This window comes from Spirillospora sp. NPDC000708 (assembly GCF_040299565.1).
GTDB lineage: Bacteria > Actinomycetota > Actinomycetes > Streptosporangiales > Streptosporangiaceae > Spirillospora.
Genome location: NZ_JBEPCJ010000027.1, coordinates 1 through 22,927 on the forward strand (window position 1 = coordinate 1; position 22,927 = coordinate 22,927).

Here is a 22,927-nt window from a genome sequence, read left to right on the forward strand (position 1 = left end):
CGAAAAGCTCGTGCACACCAAGGCCAAGTACGAGACCGCCGAACAGAACAAGACCGCCCGCGTCAACACCCTCAAGGGCCTGGTCAACGGCTGACCCCAACCCCCGGCACCAACTCGCACCATCCCGCACCAACCCACCGCACGGCACCACGGCACCGCACCACGGCACCGCACCACGGCACCGCACCAAGGCACCGCACCACGGCACCGCACCACGGCACGGCCCGGGAGGCCCCACGATGAGCACCGACTACACCTACGTCAACTTCGGCGGCATGCAGAACGCCCAGGCCAACTTCACCAGCGCGCTCAAGAGCTACCAGGCCGTCCTGGACACCCTGGACAGCCAGGTCCGCGCCCACCTGGCCGAGTGGGACGGCGACGCCCGCCACGCCTACGAGCAGAAATCCCGCGAATGGAAACTCGCCGCCCAGCGCATGGCCACCGCCGTCTCCGGCATGAGCAAGGTCATCGGCGAATCCCACGACATCCACCTCGGCGCCGAACGCCAGAACACCACCATGTGGAGCGCCTGACCTTTCCTGCCTCGCCGTCGGCGAGGACCACGGCCGCTCCCGCCCCGCCAGCCGACGACGCCGTCGCCCGCTGGCGCCACCTAATACCTCCCGGCTCCGCCGGGACTGATAAGGACCACCACCGATGACTCCCAAGACCCTCCGCCCGCCCTCAGCCAACTTCTCTTCCCCCACGGCTCTCCTCCCGCGGGCCCTGGAACACCCGCCGCTCCCCCAGCCCCCACGCCTCAGGCGCCGCCCCGATGGCAAGGCTGAGGGAGAGGCCGGGGCGGCCGCTCGCACAGCGACACCTAAGAACGTCACCCCGTGGTAGTCGAAGGCGATGAGAGTCGATCGGAGGGAGGTACCGGGATTGACACTGCATACCTTTGAGCGCGGCATCCGGCCTGGCGCCTTCGGCCGAGGTGATCGTGCTCAGTACGACTACCTGACCATCAAGTCCTTCTTCGCGAGTACCAAACCGGCCGATCTCGAATGGCTTCAGCATGTCTACACCAAGCTGCATGACGCTCTTCAAGACCTGGAGCGACGACTGGGACAGCACACCAAGCGTGTGAACCAGATCCGGGATTACGGTTCCGAATTGGGGATCATCAATTGACGAGAGGTTTACAGGTGAGATTTACACAGGGGCGCAACCTGAAAGATGTACTGAACGCCTCCACTCCATACGCGCAGGCTGGCCGCAACACAAGAGAGGGTGCCACAGCCGACGGATCGCAGCCGAATAAGGATTCCTCAAGCAAAGAGCGCTCAGATGCACCAGAACCCACGATATTTGTTCCCATTAGGCCGATCATTCAGGATGGGAACGTCGTCATGGCATATGAATTTCGCCAGCGAGAGTCGGGGCCGCCATATCTTCCGGTTTTCTCGACCAGCGATAAACTCGTTGACCAACTTGGAGATATTCAGACCAGGCTAGAGATTACTTTCGCTCGACTTCTGGAACTCATCGAGGTTCATTACATCGAGATAGACCCGGAGATCGATAGGAGCGACTGGCGATGGAACGACGAGGATGTTTCAAGATACTCCGAACTGCTCAAGAAGGCGGCGAACAGCGATGAGTGAAATGAGCGTCTTCTTCGAAGACCTGATCAGCGCATCGAAGACTTTTCACCAGGAGGCGGGCCGGTTCGGTGAAATAACCGCCAAAGGAGTGGGCCGAGTGCCCTTCGTATCCACACCCGAACTCACAGACGCGCTTACCTCGATACTCTCGGCCATCGGCCAAGGCCATCATGCGATGACCGAGGCTATCCAAGCGCACTCAGTCAAACTAAAACGTGCCCACGACGCGTATGTACATCACGAATTCAAAAGCACCCAACTGGCCCGGGCGGCAATGGCGAACGCACTCAAAGACCCCAACAGCATCAAATAGAGAGGAGAGGGCGCATGGCTTCACCCAAGAAACCAGCACCTTTGCCAACGAGCGCGACAGGGGGCCTGGGCATCGATTTCACCGGCCTATCAGAGCTCGCCGGCACTCTTTACAGCTACAGGCCACGCGGCGATGAGGTGGTGAACCATATCGATCGTACCGTCAAAAGAATAGCTCGAGATGCTCGATGGGAAGGAACAACCGCGAAGGCGTTCACCACAGCCTGGGAACGAACCGCAACGGAAGCAGGAAATCTGGCGAAGTTCGAAACCGCCGTTGGCCAAGTCCTTGATGACCTGGCTGTAAAAATAGCCTGGATCTCGGACTCGTACGATCGCAAATGCACGGCATACGAACACGGCGATCCTGTTGACATAGACAAGGAGTTCAGCGCACATATCCACCAGGCCGAGCAAGCAGAGAAAGCGGCGGCCAAGCAACTGGTCGCTCTTTATTCAGGCAAGGACGGCGGCTGGTCATTGGAGAGCGCGCTCAAGGCGCTCACCAACGACCCCGATCTCTCCCCGCAAACTCGGGGTGACCTCAAGAAGGGCTTGGCCAAGATACGAGAGGATCTCAGCGACCAACTGCCTCACAAGAAGGGAAACTCTCTGGTACAGGACATGATGGACGATGGCGGTAAGGGAGCTACAGTCGGCGGCGTCGTTGGTGGAGTCATTGGCGCTGGAGTTGGTGCCCTAGGCCTTATCGGGGGACCCACCGCAGCGGCGAGCATACCCGCTGGTGCGATCGGAGGAGCGAGCGCCGGGGGAGCGCTCGGTGGCCTCGCCGGCGGGATCTACGGCGCTTTCGATCATTTTTTCTGAAGTCCGGAGGGGTAGAAGAATCGTGCATGATATTCTGGTGTTCGCCGGCGGCCTGATCCTTCTTGTTCTCGGGATCGGTTCGTTCGTTTTCAGCACACAGAAGCCCAATGGAGCGCAATCGGAGTGGCGCCCCATCAGCGTAATGGGAGTTTCGACGGGCACATGGATGGTCGTCGCCGGGACATCCACCAACTACACCCTCAAAGCACTGGTCTTCATACCGTTGCTTGCGGTATCACTGATCGCTCTGGCAAGGCTCCTTGTCATTTTCACAAAGAGCAACGGACGATAATTTCAGTGCTCACGACGAGTATGAGAACCGACTGTGGGCGACGAAGAAAACGAAGAAGGACGCGACACCGGGTGAGGCGAAGCGCTCAACGAACTCGCCTAAGCCCATCAAGGTGGCATCAGGTGAAGCCGACTTCACAACCTACCCAGTAGGTCTTTCCGCACCTGACGTTACAAGCTCCCACCGGTGATATGCCGCAAGGTCTGACGTGACCACGACAGCAGCGAGCAACCGGATCCCCGTCTGTGATCGTCCACCCGCTGGTGAGGGTGTGGGGAGGGGCGGGCTCGGTGGTGGGGCGGGGTGGTGGTCGCGGTGGGGGTGGATCGGTGGGGGCTGGCTGCGGGGTGGCTGGGTGGGTTTGTGGCGGTTCGTGGGCAGTGGGGTAATCGCGGTAGGTGGAGGGGCTGGGTGGGGCCCCGCCCCGGGCTTCGGGTTGGTGGAGTGGGCTTCGGTTGGGGGGCGGCTGGCCGGGAAATCGGGTGGGCATGGAGATACCGCGGACTCTGGTCCTCAGCGGGCACTTTCCGCCGGAGTCGGGTGGGGTTCAGACGTTCACCTGGGAGCTGGTGCGGCGGCTGCCCGCCGATCGGGTGGTGGTGGTCGCGCCGGCGCGGGCGGGGGCGGCGGGCTTCGACGCGGGGGTGGGCTTTCCGGTCGTGCGGCGGCGGGGGTACCTGCTGGTCCGGGGGCTGCGGCGGCTCGTCGAGACGTATGGGGTCGACGCGGTGTGGATCACGGCGGTGGCGCCGTTCGGGCTCTACGCGCCGCTCGTGCGGGCCGCGGGGGTGGGGCGGTTGATCGGGTCGACGCACGGGCAGGAGCTGGGGTGGTTCCGGGCGCCGCCGACGCGGGCGGCGCTGCGGGCGGCGGCGCGGTCGTTCGACGCGGTCACGTATCTCAGCCCGGGGACGCTGCCCGCGCTCGCGAAGGTGGTCGGTGACCGGACGCGGCTGGTGCAGATGGCGGGCGCGGTGGACACGGGACGGTTCCGGCCGGGGCTGGACGGGGAGCGGGTCCGGCGGCGGCACGGGCTGGGGAAAGGGCCGGTGGTGTTGAGCGTGGCGCGGCTGGTGCGGAGGAAGGGGCATGACGTGCTGCTGCGCGCGTGGCGGGACGTGGTTCGCAGAAGGCCGGACGCGCGGCTGGTGATCGTCGGCGACGGGCCGATGCGGGCGCGGCTCGCCGAGGCGGCGCGGCGGGCGGCCGGGACGGTCACGCTGGCCGGCACGGTGTCGCCGGCGGACCTGCCGTCCTACTACGCGGCCGCCGACGTGTTCGCGCTGCCGTGCCGGGACGCCAGGTGTGGGCTGCAGACGGAGGGGCTCGGGCTGTCGGTCCTGGAGGCGTCCGCGGCGGGCGTGCCGGTCGTGGTGGGACGATCGGGCGGCAGTCCGGAGGCCCTGGTGGACGGGTGGACGGGTGTGCTGGTCGACGCGGAGGGCCCGGACGAGCTGGCGCTCGTGCTGCATCGGCTGCTGGCGGAGCCTGGACGCGCCGCCGCGATGGGCGCGGCCGGGCGGGAGTGGGTGTGCGGAAGATGGAGCTGGGACGCCGCCGCGGCCCGGCTCGCGGCGCTGCTGGACGACGGCCCGATCCGTGATCGTCCCGTCGGCGACGACCCCCGGAGCCGGACCCCGTGGACGGGAACCGTATGGCGTTCAAGGAGCAGCTGACCCGGCGGGACTTCCGGCGGCTGATCGTCGGCCAGACGGTGTCGGCGCTCGGCGACTGGATGGGCACGCTCGCGCTCATGTACTTCGTGCTGGAGCTGAGCGGGTCGACGACGGCGGTCGGCGGGGTGCTGGTGCTGCGGCTGCTGCCGTCGGCGCTGGGCGCCCCGGTGGCGGCGCGGGTGGTGACGCGCTGGCGCCGGCGCAGCGTGATGCTGACGTCCGACCTGGTCAGGGTGGGGATGGCTGCGGCGCTGCCGGTGGTGCCGGGACTGTGGTGGGTGTACTTCTGGGCCTTCATGATCGAGGTCGTGGGGCTGATGTTCCTGCCGGCGCGGGACGCGGCGATCCCGTTCCTGATCGGGGAGGGCCGGGAGGAGGGGAAGGACGACCACGACACCGGGACGCTGGAGCTGGCGAACGGGATCACGATGGCCACGTCGTACGGGATGATCCCGTTCGGCGCGGGGATGTTCGGGCTGATCCTGTGGATATCGGAGCAGGCCGGGTGGGGCGGCCACTGGCGGTACGTGCTGGTGTTCTGGCTGGACGCGCTGACATATCTGGCGTCGTGGCTGGCGGTGCGCGGGATCCCGGACCTCGGGCCGGGGCCGGGCGAGAAGGCGGCGATGGAGCGGGACGAGCGGGAGGCGGGCGAGAAGCACGGCTTCGTCAACGCGCTGAGGCTGCGGGTGGTGCGGGCCGTGCTGCCGGGGATCGCGGTGGTGGCGCTGGGGCTGGGGGCGCTGTTCTCGCTGGGCGTGGTGTTCGTGAAGGGCGTGATCAACGCGGGGCAGATCGGGTTCGGGGCGCTGGTGGTGTGCTTCGGGGTGGGGGCGGTGGTGGGGCTGCTGCTCCTGCACCGCAAGGCGGGGAGCCTGCTGACGCAGGTCCGGGTGGCGACGGCGGTGCAGGGGGTGGTGATCGCGTCGATGGGCGGGCTGGCGTCCAAGCCGTGGTCGTTCGCCGGGGCGGTGCTGTTCGGCGCGGCGGCGACGAGCGCGCTGGTCGGCGGGATCACGTACCTGCAGGAGAGCCTGGGCGGGGTGGACCGGAACCTGGCGCTGACCGCGTTCCACGCGGTGCTGCGGTTCGGGCTGGCGCTGGCGGCGCTGCTGGCGGGCGGCGCCGCCGACCTCCTGAAGGAGGCCGGCGGGCGCCCGCTGGGCATGGTCCCGGCCCAGTTCGTGCTGATGCTGTCCGGCCTGGTGGTGCTGGCCGGCACCTTCCTGATCCGCGCCCCGAAGGCGCGGGAGCCGGCCGCTACCTGACCGGGACGGGGTCGGACGGCGCGTCCTCCAGCGGCTGCTCCGCCTCGCCGCGGGTGTTGGCGGCCCGCAGCGCGACGACCGCGGCGGCGGCGAGGAAGATGCTGCAGGCGAGCAGGGCGCGGGAGAACCCGCCGGTGAGCGCGTCCGGCATCGGCCTGCGGTCGGCGACCAGGTCGTCGGTGCGGGCGGTGGCCAGCGCGGAGAAGATCGCGAGGCCGAGCGCGCCGCCGAGCTGCTGCGAGGCGTTGAGCAGCGCGGCGGCGATGCCCGCCCGGTCCGGGGCGACGTTGGCGTTGGCGGCCGTGGTGATGGACACGAACGCCAGGCCGAGTCCGAGGGAGGCGACCATGAGGCCGGGCAGCAGGTCGGTGAGGTACGCGCCGTCCACCGGGATGCGGGACAGCCAGTAGACGCCGCCGCCCGCGAGCAGCAGCCCGGCGACCATCACGGGACGGGTGCCGATCCGGGCCAGCAGCTGCGAGGAGATCCCGGCGGCGATGCCGACGCCGAAGCACAGCGGCAGGTAGGCGGAGCCGGTCTTCATCGGCGAGTAGCCGAGGACGTTCTCCATGTAGAGGCTGAGGAAGAAGAACATCGAGCCGATCCCGGCGACGGCCACCAGCATCGCGACGTCGGCGGCGCCGAGCCCGCGGATCCGGAAGATCGACAGGGGCAGCAGCGGGTTGCGGCCGCGCTGCTCGTTGAAGAGGAACGCCAGCAGGATCACGGCGGCGCTGGCGAGGCCGCCGACGGTGCGGGCCGCGCCCCAGCCGACGTCCGGCGCCTTGACGATCGTGTAGACGAGCAGCAGCATCCCGGCGGTGACGAGGACGGCGCCGAGGAAGTCGAAGTCGGCGAGCCGCGCGCTGCGCCGGTCGCCCTCGACCAGCAGGAACAGCCCCGCGATGACGATCACGCAGACGGGCACGTTCACCAGCATCACCCAGCGCCAGCCGGGGCCGTCGGTGAGCAGCCCGCCGAGCAGCACGCCCGCGGCGGACGCGCCGCCGGCGACGCCGCCCCACACGCCGAGCGCCTTGCCGCGGTCGCCGCCCTCCTTGAACGTCGTGGTGAGGATCGACAGGGTGCCGGGCAGCATCAGCGCCGCGCCGATGCCCTGCGCGAACCGGGCGCCGACCAGCATCCCGGACGTCTGCGCGAGGCCGCCGGTCACCGACGACAGCGAGAACAGGACGGTCCCCGCGACGACGATGCGGCGGCGGCCGAGCAGGTCGGCGAGGCGCCCGCCGAGCAGCATGAACCCGCCGTAGGTGAGCAGGTATCCGGACGGCACCCACTGCAGGTCCTGGACGGAGAAGTCCAGGTCCTTGCGCATCGCGGGCAGCGCCACGTTGACGATCGAGGCGTCGATGAAGTCCAGGAACGCGATCGCGCACAGCAGCGTCAGGGTGATCTTGCCGCGTCCGGTCGCGAGAAAGGACGGGCGGGCGTCCGTTGTCGCCATGGTCATGTCTCCAGGTCTCAGGCGCTCGCCGGCGTCTGCCAGCGGGGCGCGCGTTCGTAGCGGGGCCGCCAGACGGCCCGGTAGAGCAGCCGGACGGGCGGCGGGACGATGCCGAGGACCTTGCGGCGCGTCTCGTCCTCGGCGCCGTCGAGCAGCCAGGGGAAGAAGCTCGCGGCGCCGCTCATGCCGAGCTTGCTGCGCTGCTCGGCGCCGAACGCGTCCCATTCCTTCTTGGTCATCAGCTTCTGGACGAGCGGGAGCGCGAGCTCCTCCTCGTGGTCGCAGTGCGCGGTGAGGCCCTGCGCGAGTTCCGCCGCGCGCGCGGCGAGCAGCTCGGCGGGCGAGGACGTCTTGATCGCCGTGTCGACGCCTTCCAGCAGCCCGTCGAGGGCGTTGTGCTCGGCCTCCATCTGTTCGAGGACGGCGGTGTCGGCGACCCGGTCCTTCAGGACGGGCCACAGGTGCGTGTCCTCGGCGGTGTGGTGGACGTGCAGGAAGGTGCTGAAGCGGTCCCAGCCGGCGCGGAGCGCGGGGTCGGGGACGTCCCCGGCCTCGGCCATGGCGATGAGCCGGTCGAGGTCGCGCTGGAAGGCGTCGTGGACGGCGTACATGAACGAGACGTCGATCCGGTCGCTCGGGCCGGATCGCGTCCGCGTGCTCGGTCGCGTGGTGCGGCTCATGGGTTGGCCCCCTAGTGTCTTGCCGGGATTGGCCCGGTCTCGCCAGCAAAGAGGGGCGGCGGGGCGGCGAATGTGACACCGGACGGCGGGGATGAGGTCCACGTCACAATCCGGGCGTTGATGTCACACTTTCGGGGGTGCGGCCCCTCTAGGGGGTGAGCGCACAGGAGGTCGACCCATGCCCGATGGCACCGCCGAGGACACCGCGACGCGGGTGTTCGCCGATCACCGGGAGCTGCTGTTCTCGGTCGTCTACAACATGCTCGGGAGCGTCGCGGACACCGAGGACGTGCTGCAGGACGCGTGGCTGGCGTGGGCGGCCAGGCACGGCGACGGCGCCGCGGAGGAGATCGGGAACCCGCGGGCGTACCTGGTGCGGATCGCGGTGAACACCGCCCTGGCCCGGCAGGCGCTGATCAGCCGCCGCCGCGAGACGTACGTGGGGCCGTGGCTGCCCGAGCCGCTGGTCAGCGACGCGGGCACGGAGGACTCGGCGGAGCGGACCGAGGCGGTGTCGATGGCGCTGCTGGTCGTGCTGGAGACGCTGACGCCGCTGGAGCGGGCCGTCTTCGTGCTGCACGAGGTGTTCGGGTACCCGCACACGGAGATCGCGGGGATCCTGGACCGCAGCCCGTCGGCCGTCCGGCAGCTGGCGCACCGGGCCCGCGAGCACGTGCACGCGCGCCGTCCCCGCTACCAGGCCGACCCGAAGGTGCAGCGGCAGGTGACCGAGCGGTTCCTGCGGGCGGCGCTGGGCGGCGACATCGAGGACCTGATGCGGCTGCTGGCGCCGGACGTGACGCTGTGGACCGACGGGGGCGGCAAGGCGCGGCCGGCGGCGCTGCGCCCGATCCAGGGCGCCGACCGTGTCGCCCGGACGATCACGGGCGGGACCGGGCGGGAGCGGTGGCCGCTGGAGATCCGGTACCGCACCGTCAACGGCGACCCGTCCGCGGTGCTGTTCGACGACGACGACGCGCCGTTCGGGGTGATGGTCCTCGACCTCGACCCGGACGGCGACCGGATCCGCGGCATCTACGCGGTCACCAATCCGGACAAGCTCGCCCATATCGACGAGCACCGCTGAGAGACGCGGTCCGCCGCCGGGGGCCGCGGCGGCGGACCGTCCCCCTTTTCCGGCCCCGCCCCCTCGCCCGGACGGCCCCCGAGCAGCCCCACGCGCAGCCCCCGAACAGCCCCGCGCGCAGCCCGCAGGCAGCCCCCGAGCTGCTCCGGGACCGGCTCCGGGAGCGGCTCCGGGGGCCGATTCGGGCAGGCCAGCGTGGGTAGGGGGTCATCGCGATCTTTCGCGGCCCGGAGGCGCCGGGCGCGGATCGCCCGACCGTTATGAGCCTTCTCGGGATGATCTTCGCCGTGGTGGCGGCCGCGTTCACCGGACTCGGCTTCGTCGCCCAGCAGCATGCCGCCTACCGGGAGCCGCTGGAGGAGATGCTGCACCCGCGGCTGCTGCTGCACCTGCTGCGCAGCCGGCTCTGGCTGGCCGGCATCGGCACGATGATCGTCGGGCAGGTGCTGTTCGCGGTGGCGCTGAACCTGGCCGACATCGCCGAGGTCGAGCCGCTACTGGCGAGCAACCTGATCTTCGCGCTGGTCGCCGCGCACCTGATCTACCGGGAGCGGCTCGGCCGCGCCGAGTGGCAGGGCGCGATCCTGTTCACCGCCGGCGTCGCGCTGTTCCTGACGATCGGGGAGCCGCACGGCGGCGCCGAGCCGAGCACCCTGTCCCCGCGCTGGCTCGCCGGCGCGGTGGTGCTCGGCCTGGTCGGCCTGCTGACGATCGCCGGCCAGCACCGCGACCTGCGGGTCCGCGCGATCACCCTGGCCTGCGCGGCCGGGCTGCTGTACGGCCTGCAGGACGCGCTGACCCGCAGCGTCCTGCTGCTGTTCGACCACGGGATCTGGCAGGCGGCCCGCGACTGGCAGCCCTACAGCCTGGTGCTGATCGGGGCGACCGCGCTGCTGTTCTCGCAGAGCGCCTTCGACGCGGCGCCGCTGCGGATCTCGCTGCCCGCGACGACGGCGGCCGAGCCGCTGACCGGCATCGCGCTCAGCATCGTGATCTTCGACGAGCGGCTCCGGGTGTCGGTGGGCAGCCTGGCGCTGGAGGCGGTCGGGCTCGCCGCCATGGTCGCCGGGATCGTCGTCCTCGGCCGGTCGCCCTACCTCGGCAAGCCGGGCGACCGGGCGGACGCGCGGAGGAACGGGGTGGGGTGCTGATGCTCTCGGTGCTGTTCGCGGTCCTCGCCGCCGGCGCCAACGCCCTGGCCTCCGTGCTCCAGCGGCAGGTCGCCAAGGGCGCGCCGGACGAGCACACGTTCCGGCCGTCGCTGATCCTCGACCTGCTGCGCCGGCCGGAGTGGCTCGGCGGGATCGCCGCGCTCATCGCCGCGTTCCTGCTCCAGGCCGCCGCGCTGGACCGGGCCGGGCTGGCGCTGGTCCAGCCGCTGCTGGCGGCGGAGCTGCCGTTCACGATGCTGCTGCTCGGCTGGCTGGTGCCCGGAGCCTTCCGCAACGTGCCGTGGGCGGCGGTCGGCGCGCTGACCGCCGGGCTCGCGGCGCTGCTCACCGCCGCCTCGCCGTCGGAGGGGCCGGGCCGTCCCGGCCCCCTCGGCTGGGCGATCGCCACCGGCGTGACGGCGGGCCTCGCCGCCGGGCTGATCATGGCCGCCTGGATCGTCAGCGGCCCGCTGCGCGCCGTCCTGCTGGGCGTGACGACGTCGCTGGGGTTCGCGCTCACCGCCGCCTACATGAAGACGGCCACGCAGACGATCACCGACTCGGGGCTCGGCGCCGCCTTCACGTCCTGGGAGCTGTACGCGATGGTGGCGACGGGCGTCGCCAGCCTGGTCCTGCTGCAGATGGCGCTGGCCAGCGGCACCCTGGTGGTGGTGCAGCCCGCGCTCACGGTGACCGACCCGGTCGCGAGCATCTGCCTGGGCGTGTTCCTGTTCGACGAGCACATCCGCACCGGCGGCTGGGTCGCGCTGGAGCTCGCCGGGATCGCGCTGATCCTGGTCGGCAGCATCGGGATCGCCCGCTCCCCGGTGCTGCACGAGCAGCACACCGTCAGCCGAGCGCCGCACACACGGTGCGCTCCGCGGACTCGGCGCTGAACAGCGCGTCGACCCGCGCGGCGCGGGTGCGGCGCAGCGCGCCGTCCTCCAGCCGGTCCAGCGCCTCGACCAGCTCGGCGGGCGAGTGCGCGTAGACGCTGAGGCCGCCGCGCGCCATGGCCAGCGCCCCGTCCCGCCCGTGGCCCGGGATGGGCCGGTAGGAGATCACCGGCAGCCCGCAGGCGAACGCCTCCCGGCACGTCATCCCGGCGGCGTTGTCGACCAGCGCGTACGCGCCCGCCATCAGCTCCGCGACGTCGTCGCGCCAGCCGAGGGCGGGGGCCAGCCCGGTGCCGAGGATGCGGCGGCGCAGGTGCCCGTTGCGGCCGCACAGCACGACCGGCCGGTACCGTCCGGACGCCGACAGCACGCCGGCCGCCTCCACCACCCGCCCGACGCCCCACGCGCCCGCCGAGATCAGCACGACCGGCTCGTCCGGGCCCGCCCCGGACAGCTTGCGCAGCCGCTCGCGGCCCTCGGGGACGTCGCGGACGTCGCGGCCGTTGCGGACACCGGGGCGGCGGAACTCGGGCGGCACGAGCGGCGCGCACATGGTCGCGGGACGTCCTGTCGCGGCCGTCACCGCCCGCGCCGCCGCCTTGTCCGGGCACAGGTACCGGTCGTTGCCGGGATGCAGCCACATCCGGTGGACGGCGAAGTCGGTGACCAGCACCAGGGACGGCGCGTCCAGTCCCCCGGCCCGGCGCAGCCGCCCGGCGGCCTGCGCGGCGACGTGGAAGGTCGACACGACCGCGTCCGGCGGCAGTTCCCGGACGCGCCGCTGGAGCCGCGCGGCGATGAGCGCCGTCAGCGGCGAGGGCGGCGGCGGGCGCAGCGGCCCGGGCCGCCGGGAGACGAAGAACGCCCGGTAGATCGCGGCGTAGAGCCACGGCGCGGACCGGATCGCCCCCGCGTAGGCGCGGCGCAGGGCGTGTCCGAGCCGTAGCGGCACGAGGTCCAGCACGTCCACCACGGACACCTCGACCCCGTGCGGGGCGAGCCGCCGTTCGAGCTCGCCGGCGACCGCGTCGTGACCCGCCCCCATGCCCGCTGTGAGAATTAAGAGTCGCTTGCCCATTAGATGGGACCCCCCTGTGCAAGATGGTCATGTGCACACAGATTTCCGGGCACGCCACGTCCCCGCCGCGGTCGCCGGGCCCGTCGCCGGGCTCGCCGCGGTGCTGACGGCGCACGCCCTGCCCGCGGCGACCTGGCTGGCGCCGGTCCGCCGCTGGACGCCCCGGATCGCCGGCCGCGGCTTCCCGGACCATGTCGCGCTGACGCTGGACGACGGCCCGGACGGCGCGTCCACCCCGCTGTTCCTCGACGAGCTGGCCCGGCTCGGCTGCCGCGCGACGTTCTTCGTGCTCGGCTCGATGCTGCGCCGCCACCCGGACGTCGGGCGGCGCATCGCGGCCGAGGGGCACGAGCTCGGCGTGCACGGCTGGAACCACGACAACGCCCTGGTCACGCGGCCGGGGCGGGTGTCGGCGGAGATCGCCGGGACGGTCCGGACCATCGAGGCGGTGTGCGGCGTGCGGCCCCGCTGGTACCGGCCGCCGTACGGGGCGCTGAGCGCCGAGGCGCTGCTGGCGGCGCGCCGCAACGGGCTGCGGCCGATCCTGTGGTCGGCGTGGGGGCGGGACTGGACGGCGTCCGCGACGCCCGAGTCGGTGCTGGCGACGCTCTCGCCCGGCATCGCGGGCGGGGCGACGCTGCTGCTGCACGACAGCGACGTCACGTCCGCGCCGGGGGCGTGGAAGTCGTCGCTGGGGGCGCTGCCGAACGTGGTGGCGGTGTGCCGGGACGCGGGGCTCACCGTGGGCCCTCTGCGCGATCACGGGATCCCGGTCTGATGTCCGCGTCCCCTGGCACCCCTGTCACACGGAATCTTCTGCCCCTGGGCGCCGCAGGTATGTGAACGGAACCGCCCGCCGTCACCTTTGCCCGTTTTGTGCGTTTCGCCCCCTGAATGCCGGTTACAAGTCGTTGAGGGAGATTCTCCTATGGGGGAGGAGATGTCATGAGGGATCGCAGAAGGTCCACTGGAAGGGACTCGCCGGCTCCCGGCGAGGGCACGCCGATGACGGGCCCCGGGCGCGACATGCCCGGCCACGAGCACGACATGCCCGCGCACGACATGCCCGCGGGCCGGGGCGTGCCGGCCGCTTCCGCCGCACCGAGGGAAGGTGCGATGGAACGCGAGCAGTTCGCTCTCTGGGAGGACCGCACGCGGGTCTCCCTGACGCCGATCGCGGCGCCGTCGATCCTGGGCCTCTTCGGGCTCGCCGGCGCGTTCATGGTGGTCGGCGCATGGCAGGCGAACTGGTACGGCACGGCGCTCACGCCGCTCGTGCTCTTCCCGTTCGTGCTCACCTTCGGGGGGCTGGCACAGTTCCTCGCGGGCATGTGGTCCTACCGGGCCCGGGACGGCCTCGCCACCGCCGTACACGGCATGTGGGGCGCGTTCTGGATCGGCTGGGGCCTGCTGTTCCTGCTCGTCGCCGTGGGCGCCTATCCACTGGCACTGGCACCACGGATCGGAGCGGTCAACCAGGGCTTCGCCTTCTGGTTCATCGCGCTCTGCGTGATCACCGGATGCTGCGCGCTGGCCGCGATGGGCAAGAACCTCGCCATGTCCGCGGTCCTGTGGCCCCTCGCCGCAGGGGCGGGCTTCACCGCCGCCGGATTCTGGGCCGGCTCCACCTGGCCCCTCCGCGTCGGAGGCTGGCTGTTCGTCATCGCCGCGGCGATAGCCGTCTACACGGCGGCCGCGCTGATGCTCGAGAACAGCTTCGGACGGACGATCCTGCCGCTCTTCGCGTTCCGGGGAGGCCAGAACATTCCGGGACGCCGCGCCAGCCGTCCGCTGGAGTACCGCTACGGCGAGCCGGGCGTCAAGATCGGTCAGTGATCCCGGCACTCCGTGCCGCGCCCCGTCCCCGACCCAAGGGGTCGGGGCACGGGCATGCTCAGAGACTTTACCCAGCTCACGGAAGTTTTACGTTTACGCTCGCCTATTCTGGGCGTCGTTCCATCGGCGCTTGGAGGGAGCGGGATGCGATCGGCGTTTCGGAGGACGTGGCGACGGGTCGTCCATGCCTACCAGCTGGCGTGCGCGCGCGACGACGCGGCAAAGCGGAAGATCACCGTGCCGAGCGGGGTCTGGGTCTGCGACCACTGCCATGAGGCCCTGCTGGAGCTGCACGCCCTCCGCGAGCACGTCCGCACCCAGCACGCCTACATCTGAACCCGGCCCCCTCCGGGCATCGCCGGCCTGGCCCCGCGGTGGGCACGGTGATTCACTGGAGGCGTGGAAGCCGATGATCGCGTGCCGCTCGGCGCGCGCGTCGTCGGCCGGGCGGGGATCGCCGGACGGACGGTGGTCCTCGCTTTCTGCGCGGCCTTCGCCCTTCTCCTCACCGCCGTCGGCGCCGGGATGGCCGCCAGCGGCATCGGAAGGCTCGGCGACACGTCCGGCGCCTCCGGCCGGGGCACGACGATCGGCGGGACCGTCCTCGCGGCGAAGCAGGAGACGTCCGGGCCGCAGGGCGGCAGCCGGATCAGGCGGATCGAGGTCCGCTTCACCGCGCCCGACGGCACGGTCCGCTCGTTCTGGGAGACCGGCGACGCCGACGTCGGCGACACCATCGCCGTCCACTACGACCCGGAGCATCCGGAGAGCTTCACCACCCACTCCGCCGGCGAGCTCCGGACCCTCGGCGTCCTCCTGATCGCCATGGGCGCCGCCCTGGTGGTCCTCATGCCGCTGCTCCTCGTCAGGCTCGGTCTCGAAGTCCACCGCGCACGCCGTCGCGGGCACGCCTGACACCTCGTGACCTGGCAGCCCGCGGAGCTCCGCCCGCAAAAGCTATTGACAGTAGCCAGATGGCCAATTAGATTAACCGGTATCGCTCCGCATCCCAGAACCCGGAAGATCCCATGCGCCTCGCACCGAACCTGTACCGCCTCGGCAACGACATCGTCGCCTCCTACCTGGTCGACACCCCCGAGGGCATCACGCTCATCGACGCGGGCCTGCCCGGCCACTGGCGCGACCTCCAGCGCGAACTCCGCACCCTGGGCAAGTCCGCCGACGACATCCGGGGCCTCATCCTGACGCACGGCGACTCCGACCACATCGGCTTCGCCGAGCGGCTGCGCAGCGAGCACGGCGTCCCCGTGTACGTGCACGCCGCCGACGCCGCCCGCGCCCGGACCGGCGAGAAGCCCAAGACCCCCTTCGGCAAGATGCGCGTCGGCCCGACGCTCGGGTTCCTCGGGTACTCGATCAGCAAGAACGGCCTGCGCACCCGCTACGTCTCCGAGGTCACCGAGATCGGCGACGGCGACGCCCTGGACCTGCCCGGCGCCCCGGCGATCATCGGGATGCCGGGCCACTCCCCCGGCAGCGTGGGCGTGCACGTCCCGGCCGCCGACGCCGTCTTCGTCGGCGACGCCCTGACCACCCGGCACGTCCTCACCGGCCACACCGGCCCGCAGCCCGCGCCGTTCACCGACGACCCGGACGAGGCGCTCGCCTCCCTCGACCGGCTCGCGGGGCTGGAGGCGTCCTGGGTGCTGCCCGGCCACGGCACCCCCTGGCAGACCTCGCCGGCCGAGGTCGCCGAAGCCGTCCGAAACGGCTGACCGCCCGCCGGGCACGCAGACCGGGCTGCCGCCTACCCGCGCCGACGGACGCCCGGACGGCGTGCGGAACAAGTGGAACGCCTCCTCCGTCGGCGCGGGCACGGGCGACTGGTGCGCGCGCCGAACATGACGTCGCCACACCGCCTACCGGCAACAATGCCCGACCGACCGCGCCAGCGGAAACGCCGTCGCCCGCGTAGGCGGCCGGAGGAGCGGCAGGCACGGAGCCAAGTCGGCGACTCCCCCCGAACCCGCGGGCGCTGCGGATGGACAGCGAGACCCTCGCCGAGTCGCTGATCGAGGCGATCGGCGCGGCGCAGGACGGCGCGCGGGACCGCGTGCAGTAGATGGTGACCGAGCTAATGGCCGCGACCGGGCTGCCGGCGAAGGTGGACACCGAGGCGGTCCTGGAGAAGGTCGGCGCGATCGGCGACGCGGCGCGGCGCCGGTTCGACGAGCACCACGACGACCTCAACGAGGTCCGCCGCGCCTTCTGACCCCCGGCCCCGGCCGGCGACCAGAAGGGTCAACCGGTCGTGCGGAGCAGGTTCAGGACGTCGGCGAGGGGCTGCTGCATGTCGACGGAGCGGTCCGCGAGCCATTGCAGCTGGATGCCGTCGGCCACGGCGAGGAGCAGGACGGCGAGGCGCTCGGCGGGGACGTCGGTGCGGATCGTCCCCTCGTCCATGGCCTTCTGGAGGTGCTCGACGGCGGCCTTGCGGAGGACCTCGTAGCGGCGGGGGAAGAACTCGTGCGCGGGGTGGTCGGGGTCGCCGGCGGACGCGGCCATGGAGACGAACAGCTCGACGAGGCCGGGGGTGCGCATGCCCTGCCGCATGACGTCGAGGGTGTCCTCGACGAGGTCGAACTCGGGGTGCCGGGCCCGCTCGGTCTCGTCGCGGACGCGCAGGACCTGGGTGAGCAGGTCCTCCTTGGACTCGAAGTAGTGCATGATCCCGGGGAGGCTGAGGTCGCAGCGGGCGGCGACCTTGCGCAGTGACGTGCCCCGGTAGCCCTCGTCGGCGAAGATCTCCAGCGCGGCCTTGAGGATCTCGGCCCGCTTCGCCTCGCCCTTGCGGTAGGGGCCGCGTTTCGCCATGGTCCTCACCTTACCGAGGTCAGTGCCAGTCGATCTCGGTCGAGCGGAGGGCGGTCAGGCCGCGCTCCCGCCACAGCACGGACTGGCGCGCGAGGCGTTCCCGGTACTCGTCCCACGACGGCGGCGACGGCGACCAGGCCGCCTCGGCGACGCCGGGCAGGCGCGGCAGGAGAACGGCCGTGTGGTCGTCGAAGCCCTGGAAGTCCTCGGCGAAGAGGGTCGCCTCGACGCCCGCGACCCGGTCCGGCGCGAGGCCGTAGGCGGACGGGTCCCAGGACGCGGCGTACCGGACGTCGCGGGGCCGGTAGGCGAAGCCGAGCCGCGCGCCCGTCTCGGCCTGGCCGGGCGGGACGATCGCCGGGTCGTAGGGGCGGTCGAGGTAGAGGTGCGACTGCGGGGACAGCAGGACCCGGCCGCCGCCGCGGACGATGCGGTCGAGATCCCCGTCGGTCGGCGCGAAGAACCTGGTCAGGGCCTTGGTGCGGGCGAGGGTGCAGCCGGCGGCGAGCAGTTCGGGGCGCGCGTCCAGCTCCTCCTGGGTCTGCGGGAGGTCCATCATCGCGACGTCCACCCAGAACTGGGCGATGTCGCCGGGCGCGACGCCGGCGCGGGACGACTCCTGCCAGCCGAGGGGCCGCTTGCCCGCGACGCGCAGGGCCTCGCGGGCGAGGCGGACGGCCTCGGCGAACGACGCCTCGTCCGCGCCGAGCGCCTCGTCGCCGCCGAAGTGGACGAACGCGCCGTCGGTGAGCCGCGCGGTCTCCGCGAGCACGTCGACGATGAACGCGCGGGTGTGCGGATCGGCGGGGTCGAGGGGCGCGGGGAACGGCGCGTCCGCCGGGTACCAGGAGGGGCGCGGCAGCGTGCCGAGGTCGGGGTAGGCGCGCAGGGCGGCGGCGCTGTGGCCGGGCAGGTCGATCTCGGGGACGACGGTGACGTGCCGTGCGGCGGCGTACCGCTGCAGGTCGGCGTACTCGCGCGCGGTGTAGTGCGGGGTCCCGGCGGTGAGGGCGGGACGGGTCGCGATGTGCAGCCGCCAGCCCTCGTTGTCGGTCAGGTGCAGGTGCAGGACGTTCAGCTTGTAGAGCGCGGCGAGGTCGATGAGGCGGCGCAGTTCGTCCGGGGTGAGGAAGTGGCGGGCCGGGTCGACCATGAGGCCGCGCCAGGCGTACCTGGGCGCGTCGTCGATGACGCGGCAGGCCGTCTCCGGTGTCTCCGCCAGCAGGTGCAGCGCGGTGGCGCCGGCCCGGAAGGCGCCCTGCGGGGTGCGGGCCGCGCACGTGACGCGGCCGGGTTCGACGGTGAGGCGGTAGCACTCGTCGGCGTCGGCGGACGGCTGGACGCCGATGGCGCCGGGCTTCAGCGGCACGTCGTCCAGGGTGAGGACGACCGTTCCGGCCTCGGCCTCGGGGCCGGTGCGCAGGTGCGGGGCCAGGGCGCCCGCCGCCTCGTCGAGGGACGGGTCGTCCGCCCGGACGCGCCAGGGGCGGTCCGTCCGGCACACGCCTTCCGTCGTCCGCTGGCGGACGGGCGCTGGGATCACGCTGCCTCCTCGGCCGGGGTTCGTCGGGCGGGTCGGACGCTACCATGAAATCCGATCGATGTATGGTTTTCGCGTTCCACGCCCCCCGAACCGAAAGGCCGAGCATGCCGGCAGACGCATTCGCCCTCCCCCGCGGCTTCCTGATGGGCGCCTCGACGGCGGCGCACCAGGTCGAGGGCGGCAACACCGCGAGCGACTGGTGGGCGTTCGAGCACGCGTCCGGCACGCTGGTCCGCGAACCCAGCGGCGACGCCGCCGACAGCTACCACCGCTGGCGCGAGGACATGGACCTGCTCGCCGGCCTCGGGTTCAACGCCTACCGCTTCAGCCTCGAATGGGCCCGGATCGAACCGGCGCGCGGCGAGATCTCGTACGGGGCGCTCGCCCACTACCGGCGGATGACCGAGGGCGCGCGCGAACGCGGCCTCGAACCGGTCGTGACCCTGCACCACTTCACGTCCCCGCTCTGGTTCGCGAAGGCGGGCGGGTTCGCCGCCCCGGACGCCACCGGCCTCTTCGCCCGCTACGTGGAGACGGTCGCGCCGATCCTGGACGGCCTCGTCCGCCACGTCGTCACCATCAACGAACCCAACATGGCCGCGCTCATGCAGGCCGTCCGCCGCAACCCCGACGCCGACTACACCCGCCTCCTCCCGGACGAGGCCGTCGCCGAAGGCCTGATCGCGGCCCACCACGCGGCCCGCGACGTCCTGCACCGCGTGCTCCCCGGCGCCCGGATCGGCTGGACGATCGCGAACCAGGTGTACCAGCCGGCGGAGCCCGGCGCCGAGGACGCCTGCCGCGCCCACGCCTGGCCGCGCGAGGACCGCTTCATCGAGGCCGCGCGCGGCGACGACTGGATCGGCGTGCAGTCCTACAGCCGTACGAAGGTCGCCGCGGACGGCCCCCTGCCCGTGCCGGACGGCGCGGAGAAGACCATCATGGGCTGGGAGTACTACCCGGAGGCGCTCGGCGAGGCCGTCCGGCACACCGCCGGGATCGTCGGCCCGTCCGTCCCGATCATCGTCACCGAGAACGGCATCGCCACCGCCGACGACGCCCGCCGCATCGACTACACGACCGGGGCGCTCGCCGGCCTCGCCGCCGCCATGCGCGACGGCGCCGACGTGCGCGGCTACCTGCACTGGAGCGCCCTCGACAACTACGAGTGGGGCTCCTACGAGCCGACCTTCGGCCTCATCGCCGTCGACCGCCGCACCTTCGCCCGCGCCCCGAGGCCGTCCGCCCGCTGGCTCGGCGGCCTGGCCCGCGCCGGCGAGATCCCCGGCGGCGCCTGACGCGCGGCCGCACCGGTGCCCGGCGCGGCGACGCCCCGGGCCGCAAGGCCCGGGGCGATACCGCCCCCGAACCGTTCTCAGGCCCCGCGCATCCCGCCCGACCGCGCCGGCAGGTCACGGTGTGACGACGACCTTGTTCGAAGCGTGGCCCCCTTCCTGACAGACGAGCAAACTTCGTTGACAGAACGGCTGGGCCGACCACACGATCCTTGCCCATCCATTCAAGAACCGTGGACCCGTTCACCTCGAACCCGGCGGTGACCTCGCCGAACTCATCAACTCGCCAATTGGACAGCGCGAACCGGGTCGCCGTTCGCCACTCGACGGCCTTGCTCGGTCATGCTAGACATGTCGACAATAAAACCGGGAAAATTCAGATTCTTTTTAGTAGCCGCGGGCCGGCAGCGACGAGGGATGTCATGTACTTCTTCATTCTTGGAAGCCTTGAGGTCAGGCTCTCGGAGCAGCGCATTCCCGTCACCGCACCCAAGCAGCGCGCCGTGCTCGCCACGCTGCTGCTCGACGCCAACAACGACGTGTCGATCGACCGGCTCACGCGGCTCGTGTGGGACGGCCGCCCCCCGGTCACCGCCCAGGCGACGATCCAGTCCTACGTCTACCGGCTCCGCCAGCTGCTCCGGCCCCTCCCCGGCGTCGAACTCAAGACCAGCGCGGACAGCTACCTGCTCCAGGTCGACCCGGCCGACATCGACCTGTGGCGCTTCCGGGAGCTGGTCGTCGCCGCGCGGGGGCGGGCCGGCCTCGTCGACCTGGCCGCCGGTCTGCGCCAGGCGCTGGCCGTCTGGCGCGGGGACGCCCTCGCCGGCCTGCCGGGCGAGACCCTCAAGCACGAGGCGAGGTCTCTCGAGGACGAGCGGATCGCCGCCTACGAGCAGCTGTTCAGCGCGGAGATCTCACTCGGGAACCACCGGCAGATCATCGCCGAGCTGCAGAGAGTGGTCTCCGGCTATCCACTCCATGAGGCGCTGCGCGCCCAGTTGATGCTCGCGCTCTACGCATCGGGCCGCCAGGCCGAGGCGCTCCAGCACTACGCGCTCATCCGCCGGCAGCTCCGCGACGGCCTGGGCATCGACCCGGGGCAGGAGCTGCAAGAGCTGCACAGGGCCATATTGGAGCAGGTCCCGACGAGCATGCTCACGACGCTGACGCCGACCTCCTCCTGGTGGAACGCCAGGTGAGCGAACCGCCCGGTGCCCCACCGCGGCTCGCAGGACCGGCAGGACCGTCCACGGCCGCGGCCGCCCCGCAGGCGCCGCGACCGTGGAGATCCGCCGTCTCTGGGCGTCCCCATGGACGCCCCCCATGTTCTCAGGCCGCCCGCGCGGCTAGATGTTCACGTCGACGATCCGCGCTCTGCGATCGAGCTCCTGGGCGAGTTCCTGCCACATCTGCGCGTACTGCCGGGCGAGCAGGACGACCGTCGTCACGCAATGCGACGGCACCGCCGTGACAACGCTGGCCAGGTTCTCCGATCCGGCCGCGTTGGAGTGCAGCATCCGCAATACGACCTTCCCCTGCTCGTTGTTGCGCAGGGACGGATCGCGCATCAGCTTCTCGACGACACCGCGCGAATCGTCGAGGACGGCGCGCAGGCGCTGGAGCGGCACGGCCGGCCGGACCGCGGCGGCGTCCACCGACACGAGCTGCGGCGCCGGAGGCACCTCACCGCCGTCGCCGACACGGCCGACGGTGACCCCGCCGGCGGCGTTGTCGTTCCTGGCCGCCACGCTCCCGCTCCGCCTCTTGCGCGCGGCCGGCCTTTCCGGGACCGGCGAGTCGCCGCGAGCGAGGCGCTTGCGCACGTCGAGGACCGTCGCCGGTGAGATGCCGGCCGCGCGCGCCACCTCGCGGAGCGACGCCTCGGGCTGCTGGGTCAGCAGTTCCGCGGCGCGCCGCCGCGCGTCCCCGCTGTCCAGCGGCCGGACCCTCCCGTCCCTTCCGACGCGCGCGTTCGACTGTGGTAAGTGCTCACTCGAACGTTTCCGGATGCTGGCGACGGCCCTCGCCGCCAGGCCGGAGGCCTGCCCGATGGCCCGGTCGGACATGTGCGGGTGGGAGGCGATGATGCGCTCCGCCGCGGCCCGCCGGTCGGCCTGGGACAGCGGGAGCCCGTGGGCGACGTTCTCCTGCACTGCCCGCAGGAACACGTCGGCCTCGGTGCCGTCGAAGAAGATGACGTCGATCATGTCCTTGCCGCGGAGCGACGCGGCCATGAGGCGGTGCATGCCGTCGATGACCCGCATGGTGCGCCGGTCCACCAGGATCGGCGGCAGCGGTGTCTCGGTATCGGCGAGTTGCGCGATGTGCGCCTTGTCCTCCCCGTTGAGCCGCGGCGAGTCGCCCGCGCGCAGGGACAGGACGGGAACCGAGACGACCTCGTTTCCAATTCTCGGGAGCTGGCCGTCCTGACTCGGCTTGACGGCTTCGGATCTGATGGATAGCTGAACCCGCTGACCCTCTGGCTGATTCATGCTTCTCCTTGCTCGCTACGCGGCTCGGACCTGGACCCGGCCGTCATCCTCCACGAGCAAGCTGTCGCGCTGCTTACGGACGGGTTGCCGTACCCGCCGCCTCGGCTCGTGCGGCCCGGACGGGCCGCCGTGCGTCCTCGCGGACACCGGTTCCCTCGTCCGCGGGCCGCGTGCGAGCCGGCTCCGCGACGGGCTCCGCACGGGCTCTGCCTGGGGATCGGCCTTCAACGGCCCGCGATTCGGCGGTCCGCGCGGCGGGGCCGCCATTGCCTGTTTGTCAGATCGTGCCCCGAGTGTAAATATCCGCCCCGCATGCAGTGAGGTAGTACTTGACCGCGTTGCGTGACGACCGGGAAGTGTCTTTTCGTAGATTTTCGAGAGTGGACTCCGGCATCCGGACTCTGGCCCTGCGGTTGAACACCGGCCCGAGCCGTTCATGTGGACCAAAGGTCGTTCGAAGGGATCCCGAGCCCCTCGTTCGATATGCGCGACGGATTCCAGGTACGGGAACTCACAGTGATCATCGAGCACCGCTCGCGTTCGCACACTGTACCGGCCGCGGAGGGCGTTCCACCGCCCG

25 protein-coding genes are annotated in these 22,927 nt (G+C 71.4%); 19 read left to right on the plus strand and 6 right to left on the minus strand.

Going from position 1 to position 22,927, the window contains the following annotated elements:
- Positions 1–239: 239 nt before the first annotated feature.
- The 8 genes from ABT299_RS20600 to ABT299_RS20635 all read left to right on the plus strand — a co-directional run bounded on the left by ABT299_RS20600 (position 240) and on the right by ABT299_RS20635 (position 5,986).
- Positions 240–536, plus strand: a complete 297-nt coding sequence (locus ABT299_RS20600) for a WXG100 family type VII secretion target (RefSeq protein ID WP_500251701.1) — start codon at positions 240–242, stop codon at positions 534–536.
- 352 nt (positions 537–888) lie between these two features.
- Complete coding sequence (locus ABT299_RS20605) at positions 889–1,137, plus strand: hypothetical protein (RefSeq protein WP_500251702.1); 249 nt, start codon at positions 889–891, stop codon at positions 1,135–1,137.
- A 14-nt stretch (positions 1,138–1,151) separates the two neighbouring features.
- Positions 1,152–1,610, plus strand: coding sequence for a hypothetical protein (locus tag ABT299_RS20610; protein WP_500251703.1), 459 nt, complete (start codon positions 1,152–1,154; stop codon positions 1,608–1,610).
- Between the two features lies 1 nt (position 1,611).
- Positions 1,612–1,923: a DUF6317 family protein gene (locus ABT299_RS20615; protein WP_500251704.1), complete on the plus strand. Its 312-nt coding sequence runs from the start codon at positions 1,612–1,614 to the stop codon at positions 1,921–1,923.
- 14 nt (positions 1,924–1,937) lie between these two features.
- Positions 1,938–2,750, plus strand: a complete 813-nt coding sequence (locus ABT299_RS20620; RefSeq protein ID WP_500251705.1) for a WXG100 family type VII secretion target — start codon at positions 1,938–1,940, stop codon at positions 2,748–2,750.
- Positions 2,751–2,772: 22 nt separating this feature from the next.
- Positions 2,773–3,042, plus strand: a complete 270-nt coding sequence (locus ABT299_RS20625) for a hypothetical protein (protein WP_500251706.1) — start codon at positions 2,773–2,775, stop codon at positions 3,040–3,042.
- A 488-nt stretch (positions 3,043–3,530) separates the two neighbouring features.
- Positions 3,531–4,718 carry a glycosyltransferase family 4 protein gene (locus ABT299_RS20630; RefSeq protein WP_500251707.1) on the plus strand — a complete coding sequence of 396 codons (1,188 nt, stop codon included), beginning with the start codon at positions 3,531–3,533 and terminating at the stop codon, positions 4,716–4,718.
- Positions 4,682–5,986, plus strand: a complete 1,305-nt coding sequence (locus ABT299_RS20635) for an MFS transporter (RefSeq protein WP_190858304.1) — start codon at positions 4,682–4,684, stop codon at positions 5,984–5,986. Before ABT299_RS20630 ends, ABT299_RS20635 begins: the two co-directional genes overlap by 37 nt.
- On the opposite strand, the gene ABT299_RS20640 is transcribed toward ABT299_RS20635, so the two are convergent.
- On the minus strand, positions 5,979–7,451 hold the full coding sequence (locus ABT299_RS20640; protein WP_500251708.1) for an MFS transporter: 1,473 nt from the start codon (positions 7,449–7,451) through the stop codon (positions 5,979–5,981). The genes ABT299_RS20635 and ABT299_RS20640 overlap by 8 nt on opposite strands.
- Before the next feature lie 17 nt (positions 7,452–7,468).
- On the minus strand, positions 7,469–8,131 hold the full coding sequence (locus tag ABT299_RS20645) for a hemerythrin domain-containing protein (RefSeq protein ID WP_500251709.1): 663 nt from the start codon (positions 8,129–8,131) through the stop codon (positions 7,469–7,471).
- Positions 8,132–8,309: 178 nt separating this feature from the next.
- Between ABT299_RS20645 and sigJ the strand changes: the two genes are divergently transcribed.
- The 3 genes from sigJ to ABT299_RS20660 all read left to right on the plus strand — a co-directional run bounded on the left by sigJ (position 8,310) and on the right by ABT299_RS20660 (position 11,265).
- Positions 8,310–9,218, plus strand: a complete 909-nt coding sequence (gene sigJ / locus ABT299_RS20650; RefSeq protein WP_190858298.1) for an RNA polymerase sigma factor SigJ — start codon at positions 8,310–8,312, stop codon at positions 9,216–9,218.
- Between the two features lie 275 nt (positions 9,219–9,493).
- Positions 9,494–10,369: a DMT family transporter gene (locus tag ABT299_RS20655; RefSeq protein ID WP_387029951.1), complete on the plus strand. Its 876-nt coding sequence runs from the start codon at positions 9,494–9,496 to the stop codon at positions 10,367–10,369.
- A complete protein-coding gene (locus ABT299_RS20660; protein ID WP_241755743.1) occupies positions 10,369–11,265 on the plus strand; it encodes a DMT family transporter in 897 nt (298 codons plus the stop codon). Before ABT299_RS20655 ends, ABT299_RS20660 begins: the two co-directional genes overlap by 1 nt.
- On the opposite strand, the gene ABT299_RS20665 is transcribed toward ABT299_RS20660, so the two are convergent.
- Positions 11,219–12,310, minus strand: coding sequence for an MGDG synthase family glycosyltransferase (locus ABT299_RS20665; RefSeq protein ID WP_500251710.1), 1,092 nt, complete (start codon positions 12,308–12,310; stop codon positions 11,219–11,221). The genes ABT299_RS20660 and ABT299_RS20665 overlap by 47 nt on opposite strands.
- A 64-nt stretch (positions 12,311–12,374) precedes the next feature.
- Between ABT299_RS20665 and ABT299_RS20670 the strand changes: the two genes are divergently transcribed.
- From ABT299_RS20670 to ABT299_RS20695, 6 genes are all read left to right on the plus strand, one after another.
- On the plus strand, positions 12,375–13,121 hold the full coding sequence (locus ABT299_RS20670; RefSeq protein WP_433149223.1) for a polysaccharide deacetylase family protein: 747 nt from the start codon (positions 12,375–12,377) through the stop codon (positions 13,119–13,121).
- A 167-nt stretch (positions 13,122–13,288) separates the two neighbouring features.
- A complete protein-coding gene (locus ABT299_RS20675) occupies positions 13,289–14,179 on the plus strand; it encodes an acetate uptake transporter family protein (protein WP_190858288.1) in 891 nt (296 codons plus the stop codon).
- 144 nt (positions 14,180–14,323) lie between these two features.
- Positions 14,324–14,515: a hypothetical protein gene (locus tag ABT299_RS20680; protein ID WP_500251711.1), complete on the plus strand. Its 192-nt coding sequence runs from the start codon at positions 14,324–14,326 to the stop codon at positions 14,513–14,515.
- Positions 14,516–14,578: 63 nt separating this feature from the next.
- Entirely contained in the window at positions 14,579–15,094 is a 516-nt protein-coding gene (locus ABT299_RS20685; protein WP_500251712.1) for a DUF3592 domain-containing protein, read from the plus strand.
- Between the two features lie 113 nt (positions 15,095–15,207).
- Entirely contained in the window at positions 15,208–15,915 is a 708-nt protein-coding gene (locus ABT299_RS20690; RefSeq protein WP_500251713.1) for an MBL fold metallo-hydrolase, read from the plus strand.
- 347 nt (positions 15,916–16,262) lie between these two features.
- Entirely contained in the window at positions 16,263–16,412 is a 150-nt protein-coding gene (locus tag ABT299_RS20695; protein WP_500251714.1) for a hypothetical protein, read from the plus strand.
- A 29-nt stretch (positions 16,413–16,441) separates the two neighbouring features.
- Here ABT299_RS20695 and ABT299_RS20700 read toward each other — a convergent pair whose 3' ends face one another.
- Both ABT299_RS20700 and ABT299_RS20705 read right to left on the minus strand, forming a co-directional pair.
- The gene (locus ABT299_RS20700; protein WP_387029961.1) at positions 16,442–17,014 is read right to left on the minus strand and encodes a TetR/AcrR family transcriptional regulator; all 573 of its coding nucleotides are present in this window, start codon (positions 17,012–17,014) and stop codon (positions 16,442–16,444) included.
- A 19-nt stretch (positions 17,015–17,033) separates the two neighbouring features.
- Positions 17,034–18,557, minus strand: a complete 1,524-nt coding sequence (locus ABT299_RS20705) for a family 20 glycosylhydrolase (protein ID WP_500251715.1) — start codon at positions 18,555–18,557, stop codon at positions 17,034–17,036.
- Between the two features lie 104 nt (positions 18,558–18,661).
- On the opposite strand from ABT299_RS20705, the gene ABT299_RS20710 reads away from it, so the two are divergent.
- Together ABT299_RS20710 and ABT299_RS20715 are read left to right on the plus strand one after the other, a co-directional pair.
- Positions 18,662–19,855, plus strand: a complete 1,194-nt coding sequence (locus ABT299_RS20710) for a glycoside hydrolase family 1 protein (protein WP_500251716.1) — start codon at positions 18,662–18,664, stop codon at positions 19,853–19,855.
- A 419-nt stretch (positions 19,856–20,274) separates the two neighbouring features.
- Entirely contained in the window at positions 20,275–21,054 is a 780-nt protein-coding gene (locus ABT299_RS20715) for an AfsR/SARP family transcriptional regulator (protein ID WP_387029966.1), read from the plus strand.
- A gap of 147 nt (positions 21,055–21,201) precedes the next feature.
- Here ABT299_RS20715 and ABT299_RS20720 read toward each other — a convergent pair whose 3' ends face one another.
- Positions 21,202–22,347, minus strand: a complete 1,146-nt coding sequence (locus ABT299_RS20720; RefSeq protein ID WP_190858269.1) for a ParB/RepB/Spo0J family partition protein — start codon at positions 22,345–22,347, stop codon at positions 21,202–21,204.
- Positions 22,348–22,927 lie beyond the last annotated feature (580 nt).